The organism is Streptomyces sp. R35 (genome assembly GCF_041053035.1).
Lineage (GTDB): Bacteria > Actinomycetota > Actinomycetes > Streptomycetales > Streptomycetaceae > Streptomyces > Streptomyces lutosisoli.
Genome location: NZ_CP163440.1, coordinates 5681210 through 5696382, shown reverse-complemented (window position 1 = coordinate 5696382; position 15173 = coordinate 5681210). Strand labels below are relative to the sequence as shown.

Annotated in this window: 14 protein-coding genes; 7 read left to right on the top strand and 7 right to left on the bottom strand. The window is 71.5% G+C overall.

All coding sequences use genetic code 11. The features are described from left to right. The first annotated feature begins 102 nt into the window (after positions 1–102). Complete coding sequence (locus AB5J50_RS26055) at positions 103–2073, top strand: Ig-like domain repeat protein (RefSeq protein ID WP_369260706.1); 1971 nt, start codon at positions 103–105, stop codon at positions 2071–2073. A 78-nt stretch (positions 2074–2151) separates the two neighbouring features. Here AB5J50_RS26055 and AB5J50_RS26050 read toward each other — a convergent pair whose 3' ends face one another. From AB5J50_RS26050 to AB5J50_RS26030, 5 genes are all read right to left on the bottom strand, one after another. Then, positions 2152–2625, bottom strand: a complete 474-nt coding sequence (locus tag AB5J50_RS26050; RefSeq protein WP_369260705.1) for an SRPBCC family protein — start codon at positions 2623–2625, stop codon at positions 2152–2154. A 64-nt stretch (positions 2626–2689) separates the two neighbouring features. After that, a complete protein-coding gene (locus tag AB5J50_RS26045; protein ID WP_369260704.1) occupies positions 2690–3166 on the bottom strand; it encodes a hypothetical protein in 477 nt (158 codons plus the stop codon). Between the two features lie 634 nt (positions 3167–3800). Then, the gene (locus tag AB5J50_RS26040) at positions 3801–4940 is read right to left on the bottom strand and encodes a hypothetical protein (protein ID WP_369260703.1); all 1140 of its coding nucleotides are present in this window, start codon (positions 4938–4940) and stop codon (positions 3801–3803) included. Between the two features lie 138 nt (positions 4941–5078). Continuing rightward, the gene (locus AB5J50_RS26035; protein WP_369260702.1) at positions 5079–6311 is read right to left on the bottom strand and encodes a PP2C family protein-serine/threonine phosphatase; all 1233 of its coding nucleotides are present in this window, start codon (positions 6309–6311) and stop codon (positions 5079–5081) included. 7 nt (positions 6312–6318) lie between these two features. Further along, positions 6319–6957 (bottom strand): NAD(P)-dependent oxidoreductase, encoded by a 639-nt coding sequence (locus AB5J50_RS26030; RefSeq protein ID WP_369260701.1) that lies wholly within the window; start codon positions 6955–6957, stop codon positions 6319–6321. 102 nt (positions 6958–7059) lie between these two features. Here AB5J50_RS26030 and AB5J50_RS26025 point away from each other — a divergent pair, with 102 nt between their 5' ends. After that, the gene (locus AB5J50_RS26025) at positions 7060–7503 is read left to right on the top strand and encodes a hypothetical protein (RefSeq protein ID WP_369260700.1); all 444 of its coding nucleotides are present in this window, start codon (positions 7060–7062) and stop codon (positions 7501–7503) included. Positions 7504–7578: 75 nt separating this feature from the next. Here the strand turns inward: AB5J50_RS26025 and AB5J50_RS26020 are convergent, their stop codons facing one another. Next, the gene (locus AB5J50_RS26020) at positions 7579–8223 is read right to left on the bottom strand and encodes an SH3 domain-containing protein (protein WP_369260699.1); all 645 of its coding nucleotides are present in this window, start codon (positions 8221–8223) and stop codon (positions 7579–7581) included. A 174-nt stretch (positions 8224–8397) separates the two neighbouring features. Here AB5J50_RS26020 and AB5J50_RS26015 point away from each other — a divergent pair, with 174 nt between their 5' ends. Continuing rightward, positions 8398–9297 carry a hypothetical protein gene (locus tag AB5J50_RS26015; protein WP_369260698.1) on the top strand — a complete coding sequence of 300 codons (900 nt, stop codon included), beginning with the start codon at positions 8398–8400 and terminating at the stop codon, positions 9295–9297. Here AB5J50_RS26015 and AB5J50_RS26010 read toward each other — a convergent pair. Continuing rightward, positions 9212–10543: a PLP-dependent aminotransferase family protein gene (locus AB5J50_RS26010; RefSeq protein ID WP_369265515.1), complete on the bottom strand. Its 1332-nt coding sequence runs from the start codon at positions 10541–10543 to the stop codon at positions 9212–9214. The two genes, AB5J50_RS26015 and AB5J50_RS26010, sit on opposite strands and share 86 nt — an antisense overlap. Before the next feature lie 95 nt (positions 10544–10638). Between AB5J50_RS26010 and AB5J50_RS26005 the strand changes: the two genes are divergently transcribed. The 4 genes from AB5J50_RS26005 to AB5J50_RS25990 all read left to right on the top strand — a co-directional run bounded on the left by AB5J50_RS26005 (position 10639) and on the right by AB5J50_RS25990 (position 15173). Then, the gene (locus AB5J50_RS26005; protein WP_369265514.1) at positions 10639–11421 is read left to right on the top strand and encodes an alpha/beta fold hydrolase; all 783 of its coding nucleotides are present in this window, start codon (positions 10639–10641) and stop codon (positions 11419–11421) included. Positions 11422–11621: 200 nt separating this feature from the next. Beyond that, positions 11622–12047 (top strand): hypothetical protein, encoded by a 426-nt coding sequence (locus AB5J50_RS26000; protein ID WP_369260697.1) that lies wholly within the window; start codon positions 11622–11624, stop codon positions 12045–12047. 99 nt (positions 12048–12146) lie between these two features. Then, positions 12147–13157: an endonuclease/exonuclease/phosphatase family protein gene (locus AB5J50_RS25995; protein WP_369260696.1), complete on the top strand. Its 1011-nt coding sequence runs from the start codon at positions 12147–12149 to the stop codon at positions 13155–13157. Positions 13158–13238: 81 nt separating this feature from the next. After that, entirely contained in the window at positions 13239–15173 is a 1935-nt protein-coding gene (locus tag AB5J50_RS25990; RefSeq protein ID WP_369260695.1) for an FUSC family protein, read from the top strand.

Below are 15173 nucleotides of genomic sequence, written 5' to 3'. Positions count from 1 at the left end.
CACGCATGTTCCCGTACGGTCCGGCATGGTCCCGCACGGCCGCCTCCTGCCCGGCGCCCACATCTCCTTCGTCTTTGTTCGTTCCGGGGGGTTCGAATCAGCGTGCGTATGCGCACTCTTCCCATCGCCACGGCGTTCGCGGTCGTCTTCAGCTCCGCCGCCCTGGCCATCGGCACGGCCGGCACCGCCGCCGCCGACTCCAGCAAGAGCCTGCCGGTCAAGTCGTCCGCCGACATCGTGGTGGACGGCGTCCACCAGCACGTCTTCGTCAGCGACCCGTCCAACGGCAAGATCGTGGTCACCGACTACGCCGGGACCGTCGTCAAGCAGATCACCTCCCTGCCGGGTGTCATCGGCATGGAGCTGTCGGCCGACTCGAACACGCTGTACGCGGCGGTGCGCGACGCCGACGCGGTGGTCGCCATCGACACCACCACGCAGACGGAGTCCGCCCGTTACGCGACCGGCGACGGCCACTACCCGCAGAGCGTCGCCCTGGCGGGCGGCAAGCTCTGGTTCGGCTACGGCGCCTCCGGGGGCGGCAACATCGGCTCGCTCGACCTCTCCGGCGAGCAGCCCGTGGTCACGCTCGACCAGGACCCGAACGTCTTCTGGTACAACGCGCCGATGCTCGACGCCGCGCCCGGCTCGAACCTCCTGGTCGGCGGCGAGAGCGACCGTCTCGGCGTGTACGACGTCACGTCGGGCACCGCCACCCGCACCGCGACGGGCAACGGCAGCGGCAGCTTCGGGGAGCTCCAGGTCACCCCGGACGCCCAGCACGTCGTCGTGGCCAGCGGATCGCCGTACTACCACCAGGTGTTCAAGACCTCCGACCTCACCGCGGACGGCAAGTACGCCAGCGACGCGTACCCCAACTCCGTGGCCATCGCCCCGGACGGCGCGGTCGCGGCGGGCATCGACGGCTCGTACGAGCCGGACGTGTACGTGTACCGGCCGGGCACCACCACCTCGGTCCGCACCTACGACTTCCCGAACACGGGCCAGACCTCGGGCTCCGACCTGCTGGCCACCTCGGGCCTGGCCTGGGCGCCGGACGACAGCCGGCTGTTCGCGGTGACGTCCAACAGTGAGGGCATCTACTCGCTGCGCGTCCTGACCGACCCGACCAAGGCCGCCACCGCCATCACCGTGGACGCCCCGGCCACCGCCACCCGCGCCAAGCAGCTCACCGTCAAGGGCAAGGTCACCTCCAAGCTCGCGCTCCCGACGGGCGCCAAGCTCACGGTCACCCGCACCGACCTGGAGTCGACCGCCGGCAAGGCGCTCGCCTCCGTGACGGTCAAGGCCGACGGCACGTACTCCTTCACCGACACCCCGCCCGCCGGCGGCAAGGTCAAGTACACGCTGAAGTACGCGGGCGACGCGGACCACTCGGCGGGCTCCGGCTCCGACACCGTGGAGGTCTCGCGCGCCGCGACCACCCTGTCGCTCAACAACAACGGCAAGGTGTACGCGTACGGCGCCGACGTGACGTTCACGGCGCACCTGGGGACGACGTACAAGAACCGCAAGGTCGAGATCTGGTCCGACCCGTACGGTTCCGACAAGCCCAACAAGCTGGTGAAGTCGGGCACGGTCAACTCGTCCGGCAATCTGTCGGTGACCCTCGACCTGACCCGTGACGCGAAGATCACGGCGAAGTTCGCGGGCGACGCGCGCTACAAGCCGAAGACGGCGACCAGCACGGTCGGCGCCCACGTGAAGGTCTCCACGGCGGTCAGCGGTCACTACAAGACCAAGTCGGCCTGGAGCCACACGTACTACTACTTCCACCAGTCCAAGGACCCCGTCTTCACCACCACGATGACGGCGTACCCGGGCCGCAAGCAGCGCCTCCAGATGCAGGTGTACACCCAGGGCTCCTGGCAGACCACGGGCACCGAGTACTTCGAGCTCAGCTCCTCCGGCAAGTCGGCGGTCACCGTGACCGGCACCCCGCCGACCGGCTACCGCTTCCGGGTCCGCGACTCGTACATCAACGCCTCGTCGGGCGACACCGTCAACTCCACGACGCACGGCGCCTGGAAGTACTTCATCTTCACCAGCTAGGAAGTGCCGTCAAGGCAGAGGACAAAGGCCCCGTGGATTACTCCGCGGGGCCTTTGCTGTGGGCCTGTGACCGGACGATCAGCCCTGTCCCGGACGGTGGGGGTGCGATGCGGACGGGGCGGTGCGGGCTTCCGCTTCGGCAACGGCCGCGTCCGTGAAGGAGACGATCGCTCTCTTGACGACCGGGTTCGCGACCGGTCCGAGCGCCCGCAGCGAGGGTTCCGCTGACACGGTGTAGACGACCTCGGTACGTTCCTGTCCGACGGGGTTGAAGGCGACGGTCGCGGAGAAGCGCAGCGGGGCTCCGGAGAGCATGCGGTACGAGTAGCGTGAGGGCCGGTTGAACTCCGTCACCTGTTCCCGGATGGTCGCGCCGGGCACGCGCAACACGCGGACGGCTCCCAGGCCGTTGGGCGCGGGGTCGCCCTCCTGCTGCAACGTGGAACTTCTGATCGCCGAGACCAGGGCGGCGTACCCCCGGTGGTCGGTGAAGACATCGAACACCGTGTCCGGGGGCGCGGCCGCCGTCCTGCGGACTTCGAACGTGTTCATCGCAGACGCCTCCCGGCCGGACCAGGGCGCTTCCGGTCCGATCCGATCAAGGGCAACGGTCCTGTCAGCTACCGGGGTTGCCGATCATGCCGATCCGGAATCCGAGCCAGGGGTAGATGTTCTTGGGGATCAGGTCCGACTGCGGCTGCGGGCCGATCGCCGCGATCGCCGGCTGGTAGGCCTTGGCGTTGGAAACGCCACCGTGCATCCGGCGCACCACGCGCGGCGTGTGCTTCAGGATCGGATCGATCGTGTCGGTCCACTCGACCGCGTTGCCCGCCTGGTCGAGCGTTCCCCAGGGCGAGCGCGTGAGGGACTGGCCCACGCCGGCCAGGCTGCCCTGGTAGTTCGCCTGGTACTCGTCGGCGGACAGGTTGATCGGGTTCTTGGTCTCGCAGTCCGAGCCGGCCTCGGGCGGGCACCATTCCGGGTACGTACCGGGCTTGGCACCACCCTGGGGGCCATTGGGGAACTCGGGACCCTGCGGGCTGTAGGCCGCTATCGGCTGGGTACGAGTACTTCCCTCCGCCCTTCGGATCATAGTAAGCGGCCTTGATCCATTCGTCCTGGCTGGGGATGACGAATCCGGAGGACTGATTCCTGGTCGTCTTGGGGTCCCGTAGGTCGTACATTCCCGTCTCGGAATCCGGAGACAACTGGACTTTGTACGTGTAGATAGGCGACCGCATAGTGCTGACCCGCGGACGCCGACGAGGAGAAGTTGATGGAACCGTACTTCGGCCACGCCGACGAACTCATATACGGCACCCACAACGCGCCCGCCGGGCAGAGACTCTGGCCATGGACCTACCCCTTTCTTGAGGCGAGATAGCCAGGGGTGTCGCCAATGCGCCGCATCTTCATGCTGTGCCACCACTTGCGCATCTGCAAGCGGAGTGCCCTCGATCATGAATCGAAGACCATTCAACTGTTGCGGGATTCCCATGCCACACCGGAATTACGAGCGGCTTTATGAGTTGCTCACTGCTCTGTCGACAACGGCTGAATGGTGGGCCGTTGACACCGGATGAAAAGTGCCCACGTGGTCTGGTGCGCCTGAAACGGCCGCCATAGGAGAGCTCACGAGCCGGACTTGCCGATCAGTCCGGCGAGTTGATCCCGGGTCATGCCCTCGCGGGTGCGCAAGATCTGAACCTGTGCGGTGAACCGGTTCCTCAACCCTGTGTCTGGAGCTGGCGCAAATGCTGCTGGACATGATCCAGCGCGCCCTCCCGGCGGCCCGGCACGCGCAGCCTCAAGTCGGCCAGCGCGGGCCCCAGTTCACGGGCGCGCGCCGTGTCGTCGATGCGGCCCCACTGGTGGTGGGCCCGGTCCACGGCGGACTCCACGGACGGGGCGTCGGACGGCTGCCCGGCGTCGAGGCGGGCGCTCGCGACGGACAGCCATACCCGGCAGCTGAGTTCCGCGTCCCCGGCGAACATCGCCAGGTCGGCCCGGACCTCCATCCAGTGCAGTACCTGTTCCGAGGCGGGCCCGTACGTACGGAGGGCCTGCTGCTCCCACTGTCCGGCCAGCGCGGCAGCCTCCCCGTGCCGGCCGGCCTGGACGGCGGCGGATATGGACTCGTGGGGGTCGGCCGGAGCCACGGGTGGCTGGGCCGGGAGCGGGGGTGCCGTCGCCATCGGTGGCCTCGGCTGCGGAGGCTGCGGAGGGGTCACCGCGGGTGTGCCCGGCGTCAGCACGAGGTCCGTACGGCCGTCCTCGCCCATCACCCGTGTCAGCGCCTGCTGATGGAGCTGCGGGAGCGGGGGGCGCCAGCCGCTGCGGAGGATGGTGGCTACGGCTCTCATGTACGCCGGTGCCGCCACCGTGCGGCGGGGCGGGGGCGGGGCGATCCTGCCGTACAGGGCGGCGGACGGGCCCGCCGTCAGAGGGTGGGCGGTGAGGTGGTCCCACGTCTCCGCGTCGGCGTGCAGGTCGACGAAGAGGGTGGTCGTGCCCGGTGGGCGCAGCCGGAGTTCCTCGGTGATCCAGTGCCAGGGGAAGGCGGTGTAGCGGACCGTCGCCGGGGTGGTGCGGGCGAGGGCGAGGTGGGGCAGGCGCTGGCGGCGGTCCAGTTGGAGCTGGCCGGTCATGAACACCGTGAGCGGGCCGGGGGCCGTCGCCGCCGCGCGCAGCCGGGTGAGGACCGCCTGCGGCTCCAGCGGGTCGGCCAGTTCCACGACGTTCGCGGTGTCGGTGCCCGACAGCACCGCGGGCGACACCGCCGCCAGTACGGGGAGCACGGACGCCGCGTCCACCAGACACCCCTTGCCCACCGGCGAGGCCGCGAGGAGCAGCACGGTTCCGGGCATAGGTTCCCTCCCCCATCGATCACGTACGTCAGCACCGTAGCCGCTGCGCCTGCAAAGGGGGACGCGAGGAGTGCAAACGCCCTGCTATGCCTCCCTGCCTCCTGCCTCCGGCCTCCCTGCCTTTATGCCTCTACGCCTCTACGCCTCTCCCCCTGTATGTCTCTCCGCCTCCGTGCGCTCCCGGCGTCGTACGGCGAAGATCGTCGTGTCGTCGACCAGATGACCGCCGGCGTGCAGCAGGGTGCCGTCGCGGACGAACTGGACCAGGTGGTGCGGTTCGGCGGTGCGCGGGTCCTCGGCCAGGGCCTGGGCGACACGGTCGCGGAGCGGGAAGAAGACGCCCGCCGCGTCGCGGGCCTCGGTCACGCCGTCGGTGACCAGGAGCAGGGTCTCACCGGGGGCCAGCGGGACGCGGAGCAGGGGCGGCGGGTCGTACGTCAACTCGCTGAGCCCGAGCGGGAGTCCGTCGCCGGACGGCAGCGACCGTACGCCGTCGGGTGCGATCACGAGCGGGGGTTCGTGACCGAAGTTGATGACCTCGACGGTGTCCGTGGCGGCGGTTTCGGGGAAGCCGACCAGGATGCCCGTGGCGAAGCGGTCTCCGTCGTCGCGGCCGATCGCCGCGCAGTAGCGGACGTGCCGCAGCATCCGGACCTCCAGGCGGTCGGCGACCGTGTGGAGCCGGGGTTCGTGGTACGCCGACTCGCGGAACGTGCCGAGCAGCGCGGCCGCCGCCTCCACCGCCCCGAGCCCCTTGCCCTGGACGTCGCCGAGCAGGACGCGGGTGCCGTGCAGGCCCGGCTGGATGTCGTAGAAGTCGCCGCCGACGCGGGCCTCGCTGTCGGCGGCGAGGTACACGGCCGCGTGGTCCAGGTCGCCCCAGCCCGGGGCCAGCGGGCGCAGCAGGGTGCGCCGGGTGGTCTCGGCGACGTCCCGCATGTGCAGCATGCGCTGCTCGCCGCGGACCCGGACCGCGCAGGCGAGGGTCGCGAGGATGCCGCCGACGGCGACGAGGATGAAGTCGGGCAGGCCCGTCTGGTACTGGTGCGGCCAGGAATTGTCCACGACGACGTAGGCGCCCAGCGAGAGCACCGCGAGCGCCGCCGTGCCCCACACCCCGCAGATCGCCGCCGCGATACCGGGCACCAGCACGATCCAGGAGACGATCCGGAACTCGCCGACGGTGTTCCAGTCGAGCACCGCGATGGCGACGAGCAGCAGCAGCGGCGGCAGCCACGCGACGCTGCGGCCGCCCACCCGCAGCAGCTTCTGCCGCTGGACGGCGTCCGGCCGTGCGGTGGGCGGCCGGACGCCGAGCAGGGATCTCCGGCGGCCCGTCGCGCCGTACCGCCCCGGCCTCGGCCTCGTCATCGGCTCGTCAGTACGCGACCGACATCCGAGCGCGCGGGTGGGCGTCCTTCTCCAGCTCGTCGACGAAGGCGATCGCGTAGTCCTCGGCGCTGATCCGGCTGTTGCCGTGGTCGTCGGTGAGCATCCGGTCGCCGCCGATACGGAAGGTGCCCGTACGTTCGCCGGGGGCGATCTCGGCGGCGGGCGAGACGTAGGTCCAGTCGAGGCCGTCGTCGAGGGTGCGGTAGTAGGCGAGGGCGTCGCGGTGGGCGAGGGCCTCCGCGAGGTAGGCCTCGGGGAAGCCGGGCTGGTCGGCCACCGCCTGTCCGGGCGCGACCTCCAGGCTGCCCGCGCCGCCGACGACCACGAGCCGCCGTACGCCGGCCTGCTGTACGCCCTCCACCAGCGCCCTGTTGAGCGCGAGGAAGGGTTCGCTCGGGTCGGAGCCGTCCCTGGGCGGCCCGCAGGCCGACGCCACCGCGTCCGCGCCCGCCACCAGCTCCGCCACCTTCGCCGGGTCCGAGGCGTCCGCCGCCGTCGCGGTGACCCCGGGGATCGGGGACTGCCCGGACCGGCTCACGGCCACGACCTGGTGTCCGCGCGCGGACGCCTCCGTAGCGATACGGCTGCCGACCATGCCGGTGGCGCCGAAGAGTACGAGCTTCATGAAGGTCAGCGAAACACGGGGTCAGGACCGCCGCATCCCGACTTGCCAGGCGCCCCGGCGAGGTGTGACCTGGAAGGCGGGGCGAGGAGAGAGGAGCCTCCCATGGCTCACGCGGCACCCACATCACGTACGACATCACCTGCTTACGTCGCGCCGGACGTCTTCGGGCCGGAGGTCCACACCTTCGCGAAGTGGGCGATACCCATCGTCGGCGGGCTCATCTACGGCTACTGGGCCGCGGCGATCAACCGCGACGGCGGCCCGATCACGGGCTGGAACGTCCTGTTCGGCTTCGCGTGCGCCCTCGCGGTCGCGTTGCTCTACGTCGGCGTACGCATGCTGGCGCCGCTGATGAAGCGCGAGCTGCACGCGGTGCTGTGGGCGTCGTACGCGGGCATCACGTTCGGGTTCCTGTACTGCCAGACCGACGCGAGCGTCCTGCGGTCCACGCTCATGGCGCTGGGGGTCGCGGCGAGCGTGTTCGCGGTGGCCTTCTACCGCTACTACACGCGCGAGGACGCGGCGGGGCACCCCGATTCGCACTGACGCCCAGTGGAGACAAACGGCGCACGAGGTCCCGGCATGATGCCGGGGCCTCGTGCGTCTCCCTCACTCACCTACTCACCTGCCACCTGGGACCCAGTCCCAGGAGCTGGAAGAGGAGCCGGTCAGGCTCCAGCTCCACGAGCCGGAGACGCTGAAGCTCCAGGTGCCCGAGCCGGAGAAACTCCAGCCGGGGTCGTTGCAGGGGTCGGAGTTCCAGGACGAGTTGTCGTTGTTCCAGCTGGAGTCGTTGTCATTCCAGTTGGAGCTGTTGCTCCCGCCGGAGCCGCCGTTCCAGCCGGAGTTGTCGTTCCCGTTCGAGTTGTTCCAGTACCCGTCGTTCGAGTCCGGGCACGGGTCCGAGCAGCTCGGCACCCACTGCCGGCCGGTGTCCACGAAGGCGGCGCTGGCCCAGGCGTGCGCGCCCACGAGCCAGTACCAGTCCGAGTTGCCGAAGACGCTCTGTCCCGTCACCGCGCACTCGACGCGGTCCTGGGTGCCCGGTGAGAGCCTGCCGACGACCGGCGAGTGCGAGGTGGGCTGCAACCGCAGGTTCACATCGCCGCGGGAGACGACGGTGCCCCATACCGAATTGTTCGAGCCGCCGCCACCGGAGGTGTGCGCCGACGAAGCCGCCGCCGGGGTGCCCACCACCGCAGTGGTGAGAACGCCGCCGGTGAACAGGGCCGCGGCAAGGGTCCGCAGGGCCGGGGTTCTGCGCATATCGGCCTCCTTCTCCCCAGATCCAGGTAACACCCGTTCGGGTGAGCGCTCCACCGGAGAGCGTGGGGCCCCTGTGGTTACTGGGGTTCGGGCGGTCCCCGTTCGGCTTGTCGTATGCGCCCATTTGCAGTCAAACCGCTCGCACGGGAGGGCCGGGGGGCTTTGCCTGGTGGGGTGTCCCAAGGTGTCCGGAGCGCTCTGTCGGCCGTGCTGATCGTGTTCGCCTGCCTGCTCGCGCCACTCGGCGCGCTGTCGACCTGGGCGATGTACGGGCTCGGTGACTCCGCGCGGTACGAGGCCACGATGGCACCGCTCGCCTCCGACACCGACGTACGGGACGCGATCGCGGCCGGCGTCACGGACGGCATCCTGCGCGAGGTCCACGTACGGCCGCGGTTGCAGGGGCCGGTGAACCACTTCGTGCGGGACGCGGTGCGCTCCTTCACCGAGACCGAGGCGTACCGCACGGCGTGGCAGGCCGCGAACATGGCCGCGCACGACGCCGTGATGCGGGCGCTGCGCGAGGACCGCGAGGGCGCGGTGACCGTCGACCTCGCGCCCGTCGCCGAACGGGTCAAGCGTCAACTCGCTGATGACCACATGCCGTTGGCGAACCGGATCCCCGTCGAGCACACCGAGATCACGGTGCTCGCGGCCGAGGATCTGGCCCAGCTCCGGAAGGGGTTCCACGTGCTCGAAGTCGCCGGTTTCTGGCTGCCGGTCGGCGCGGTCGTCTTCGCCCTCGCGGGCATCCTCGTCGCGGTGTGCCGCCGCCGGGCGGTCCTGGCGACCGGGCTCGGCACCGCGCTGGGCGCCGCGCTCCTCGGCGCCGCGATCGCCGTGGGGCGCCGGCTCACCCTCGCCGATCTGCCGCCCGACGTGTCCCGGACGGCCGCGGGCGCGGTGTACGACGCCCTCACGGAGACCCTCCGGTTCGTCTCCTGGCTGCTGCTGGCCCTGGGCCTCGCGGTGTCCCTGACCGCCGTGCTCATGGGCGCGTACGCGCGATACCGGCGAGCGTCCGCAGAGCTTGCGCAAGCTCCGGCGGAGCAGTCGACGCAAGTCCGAGCCTGACGCAGTCCTCGGCGCGCGTGCCCAGGACCGGGACAGTGAAGGCGGACCCCGGGGTGATCGCCATCCCCCGCTCCGCCGCGGCCGCCGCGAAGGTGTCGGCGCGCCACGGGTACGGCAGCTCCCACCAGGCGTAATACCCGTGCGGATCGGAGTGCACGGTGTACCCGCGCAGATGTTCGGCGACCAAGTGCTGGCGATGCGCCGCGTCCGCACGCTTGGCGCGGACCAGGTGCTCCACCGTGCCGTCGGCGATCCAGCGCACCGCCGCCTCCAGGGCGAACCGGCTCGCGGTCCACGCGCCCGAGCGGAGAGCCGCCGCCGCCTGCTCGACCCGCCCCTCCGGGGCGACGAGGAAACCGACGGTGAGGCCCGGGGCGACGCGCTTGGAGAGACCGTCGACGACGTAGGTGCGCTCGGGGGCGTACGCGGCGAGGGGGTCGAGGGGGCCCTCGTGGAGGAAGGACCAGATGCGGTCCTCGACGAGTGGAAGGTCCAACTCCCTTGCTGTAGCCGCTAGTTGGTGCCGCCGCGCTTCCCCCATCGTCACCGACGTCGGGTTGTGCAGGGTCGGCTGGACGTACACGGCGGACAGCGGTGTCGAACGGTGTGCGGCCGTGACCGCCTCCGGGCGGAGCCCCTCCGCGTCCATGGGCAGCGGGACCAGCGTGACGCCAAGACGGTTCGCGATCTCCTTGACCAGGGGATACGTCAGGGACTCGATGCCGACGCGGCCCCCGGGCCGTACGAGGGAGGCGAGCGCGGCGGCGATGGCCTGGCGGGCGTTGCCCGCGAAGGTCAGCCGGGACGGGGCAGGGCGCCAGCCCGGGGTGGCGAGGAGCCCGGCGGCGGCCTCGCGCGCGGCGGCCGTACCGGTGGCGGGCGCGGTGCGCAGGGACTCCGCGAGGACGTCGGGGCGCAGCAGCGGGGCCAGGGCGGGTGCGAGGAGCTCCGACTGGCCAGGCGCGGACGGGTAGTTGAGCTCCAGGTTGACCGGTGCGGTGGTCGCCGGTTCGGCGAGCGCGCGGCCCGAGGGGAGCGGCGCGGCCCGCACGAAGGTGCCGCGCCCGACCTCGCCGACGACCAGTCCGCGCCGTACCAGTTCGCCGTACACCCGCCCGGCCGTCGACCCCGCGATGCCGCGCCGCCGCGCGAACACCCGCTGCGGGGGCAGCCGTTCACCGGGCCTGAGCCGTCCGGCGGCGATGTCCTCGGCGATCCGGTCGGCTATCCGCCGGTAGTCCTCCACCACGTCGATCCCCCTGTCCGGCACCCGGAGCGGGATTGCACCGAGAGCAAAGATCTTATTGCACCGAGGAGTTGGGCGAGCCTAGGGTCATGGCCATGGCACCCTTCCTCGCATACGAGGACGAAGGGGGCGCCGGTTCGTCGGCGCTGCCCCTTGTCCTGATCCACGGCCACCCTTTCGACCACACCATGTGGGCTCCGCAGACCGCCGCGTTCTCGCCGGAGCGCCGCGTGATCGCCCCGGACCTGCGCGGCTACGGGGCCTCCCCGGTGGTCCCCGGGGTCACTCCCCTCTCGACGTTCGCCGAGGACATCGCGGCGCTGCTGGACGAGCTGGGGGTGGCGGAGTTCGTGCTGGCCGGGCTCTCCATGGGCGGCCAGATCGTCATGGAGTGCTACCGGCAGTTCCCGGAGCGGATCCGGGGCCTGGTCCTCGCGGACACCTTCCCGGCCGCCGAGACACCGGAGGGCAAGAAGGCCCGCAACGACATGGCGGACCGGCTGCTGCGTGAGGGGATGCGCGGGTACGCCGACGAGGTGCTGCACAAGATGGTCGCGCCGTACGCGGACGCGGAGGTCACGGCACATGTGCACCGCATGATGACCTCGACCCCGCCCGAGGGCGCGGCGGCCGCCCTGCGGGGCCGGGCCGAACGCCCCGACTACCGCGAGCTGCTGACCCGGGTCACCGTCCCGGCCCTGGTCGTCGTGGGCGCCGACGACGAGTACACCCCGGTCTCCGACGCGCAGGCGATGCACGCGGCGCTCCCCGACTCCGCGCTGTACGTGATCGGCTCGGCGGCCCACATGCCGAACCTGGAGCGGGCGGAGGAGTTCAACGGGGTGCTGGCGGAGTTCCTGGCCCGGCTCGGCGACTGAGACTGAGCCCGGCCGCGACCGCGGGAGGGCGATCGAAGAGGGGTGCGGAGAAGGGTGCGAAGAGGGGATGCGCTTCCCGGACCGGCCGTCGCAGAGGAACGGCCGGCCCGGAAAGCGTCCCCCGTTCGGCCCACCGGGAATGCGACCGCGCGTCTCGCGGAGCGAACCTGCGGGTGACACTCCGGCCCCGAGGAGACCCCATGGCCCAGAACACCGCACCGCCCGCCCCCGAGTCCTCCGCCCGCTCGTCCTGGGCCTCGGGCGGCACCGTCTTCGCCGGTGTCCTGATGATGGTCAGCGGCGTCGTGGGCGTGCTCAACGGCATCTCGAACATCGCGACCGACGACGTCTACCAGCGCATCGGCACCTACGTGTACGAGTTCGACCTCACCACCTGGGGCTGGATCCACCTCATCATCGGCGTGCTCGTCGCGGTCACCGGCTGGGGCATCCTGAAGGGCTTCGACGTGGCCCGCGGCTTCGGCATCGGTCTGGCAGCCCTCTACCTGATCGAGAACTTCATGTTCCTGCCCTACGCCCCCGTCTGGTCCGTCGTCTCCATCGCCCTCGCGGTCTTCGTGATGTGGGCGCTGGCGACCGCCAGCCACTCGCACGCGACGCGGTAGGTCCCCGCAGCACACCGCAAAGGGCAACCCGCCACCGCCGCACCCCGTCTTTGAGGGAGGATTCGGGCACCCCCACGCGGACGAGCGGAAGGCCGGGACTTGGACACTGCGGCGGCTGAGTGGACGAGTGCCGGGGAACCGGCCGGTGCGCGGCGACGGGCCGGCCGGACCGTCGGGGCCTGGGCGGCGGGGCTGCTGTTCGCCGGGGTGAGCGTGGTCATCGGGTGCCGGGTGGCCGACAGCGACGGGATCACGCCCGTGCCGCAGTTGCTGGCGTTCCTGCCGTGGCTGCTCGCGCCCACCGGGCTCGGGCTGCTGCTGGCGCTGCTCGCGCGATGGCGGGTCGGGATGGTGTGGGGAGTGCTGCTGCTGGGGTGCGTCGCCTGGTTCATCGAGCCCTACGGCAAGACCAGCGAGCCCGGCGGCACTCCGCTCGCCGAGCTGCGGGTCATGACCTCCAACGTGGAGTTCGGGCGCGGTACCGACGCGCTGATCCCGGCCGTCCGGCGGCAGAAGCCCGACATCCTGTTCGTGGAGGAGTGCGAGTACGGGTGTTCGCGGGCACTGAAGGACGCCTTCGGCGGGAGCCGTGGTGTCTATCCCTACCGCGAGGCCGTCGAGGGGGCCGGGTCCGACGGGTCCGTCATCATGAGCCGTTTCCCGCTGACGGGGGCCGACGGTGTGCGCGGCACCATGGGCATGCCCGGAGCCGTCGCCGACGTGGACGGGCACGACGTACGGCTCCAGCTCGCGCACCCCATGCCCCCGCTCCCCGGCCAGCTCGGCGTCTGGCGGCGCGAGCTCGGGGAGCTGCGCGACTACGCGGCGGCGAGCGCGAGCCCCACCATCCTCGCCGGAGACTTCAACGCCTCCCAGGACCACGCCGCGTTCCGCCACATCCTCGACACCGGCCTGCGCGACGGCGCCCGTCTCGCCGGGGACCCGCGCACCCCGAGCTGGCCCGCACGGACCACGCCGACGCTCGGCGCGCAGATCGACCACGTCCTGGTCTCCGAGGACTTCTCGGCGAACAAGGCGACGTTCCTCCGCATCACCGGCACCGACCACCGCGCCCTCGTCGTCGATCTCACGCTCCACCAGCACGAGTGAGGTTCGATCTCACGCTTCACCAGCACGAATGAGCCGGGGGATGAGCCTGGGCCGCCCGCGTGGGACGGCCATACTTGGGGCATGTCCCGCGAGTTCCCCATCGGCCTCACTCCTCCCGACTGGCTGGTCAGGAACCTCCGGCCGGAGCAGGCGTCCGTCAACTGGGCCGCTGCCGCCCGCGCCGCCGTCGCCATGGCCCTTCCGCTCGCCATCGGCCTCGCCGCCGGACAGCCGGCCTGCGGCGCCCTCGGCTCCATGGGCGCCCTGTCCGGGGTCATCGGCGACACCGCTGACGCCTATCGCCTGCGGATCCTCAACATCGCGGTGCCCCAGCTCTTCGGCGCGATCGGCGTCACCATCGGCTCGCTCGTGTTCGGGCACGGCTGGGTCGCCGTCGCCGCCGTCACCGGGGTCGCGCTGATCTCCGGGATGATCTCGACGATCGGCGCCGTGGCCTCCGTATCCGGACTGCTGCTGCTCCTCAACTGCGTGATCGGCGCCGGGATTCCGCTGCCGGGGCAGTGGTGGCTGGCGCCCCTGCTGATGTCCGGCGGCGGGCTTCTCGTCCTCGTACTGGCGCTGCTCGCCTGGCCGTTGCGCTCGGGCGTGCCGGAGCGGGCCGCCGTCGCGGACACGTACCGGACGGTCGCGGACCTGCTCGCCGCCGCCGGGACCGACGCGTACACCGACCTGCGATTCGCCGTCACCCAGTCCCTCAACCAGTCGTACGACGTCGTCCTCGCCCGGCGCGCCTTCCACCACGGCCGCAGCCCCGACCTCGTCCGACTGCTCGCCCAGCTGAACGCCGTCACGCCCGTCGTCGAGGCCGCCCCCGCCGCCCACCAGTACGGCAAGCCGCTGCCCGCCGAGGTGCCCGCCGCCGTACGCCATCTCGCCGACGCCGTGGAGACCGGCTACACCGGACCCATAGGGCTCCAGCTCCCCGCCCCCGTCAGCGAGACCGCGCGCGCCGTCGACCAAGCGCTGCGGCACGCCGCCGCCGTCGTGACGGACCGGGCTCCGGACCCGCACGGCATCGACGACCGCCTCGGCCGCCCGGCCGCCCTCCGGATCCGCGCCGCGCGCGCCGCCCGCAACGTCCTGCTGTCCGCCGGCTCCTGGCGCTACGGCCTGCGCCTCGCCCTGTGCATCGGCCTCGCCCAGGTGCTGGTCTCGATCATCTCGGTGCCGCGCTCCTACTGGGTCGCCCTCACCATCACCTTCGTGATGAAGCCCGACTTCGGGTCGGTCTTCTCCCGGGCGCTGATGCGCGCGCTGGGCACGGTCGCCGGGCTCGTCGTCGCGGCCGCGGTCCTCACCTTCGTACCGAACGGCTGGTGGGACGTGCTCGCCCTGTTCGTCCTCGCCCCGCTCATCCCGGTGCTGACCCCGCGCGGCTACGGCTACCAGACCGCCGCCATCACCCCGGTGATCCTCCTCCTCTCCGACCTCCTCAACCACCAGGGCACCGGGCTTCTCGTGCCCCGCCTGGTCGACTCCCTCATGGGGTGCGCGATCGCGCTCGTCGCCGGATACCTGCTGTGGCCGGAGAGCTGGCACACCCGTGTCGGCGACCGGCTCGCGGACGCCGTCGCCGACACGGCCGGCTATGTCGAGAGCGCGTTCCGGAGCGGCGCCGATCCCGCCGCCCGTGCCCGCAGCCGGCGCCGTCTCTACCGCGACCTCTCCCTCATCCGTACGGAGTTCCAGCGGGCCCTGACCGAACCGCCGCCCATCGGCCGCCGCGCCGCCGCCTGGTGGCCGCTCGTCGTCGCCGTCGAGCGGATCGTCGACGCCACGACCGCGGCGGGGGTCCGCGTCAAACAGGGCTCGCCCGCACCGTCCACCGCCGAGGTCGCCCAGGTCGTCCGCCAGCTCCGGGAGCTGTCCGAGGGCCTGCGCGAGACCGACGTGCTCTTCACCGTACGTACGGATCTCACCGGGCCCTCGGGCTCCGTGCTCGAACCTCTGCGGCAGGAGGTCGCGGCGGCACGGGCGATCGCCTCACCGCACTGA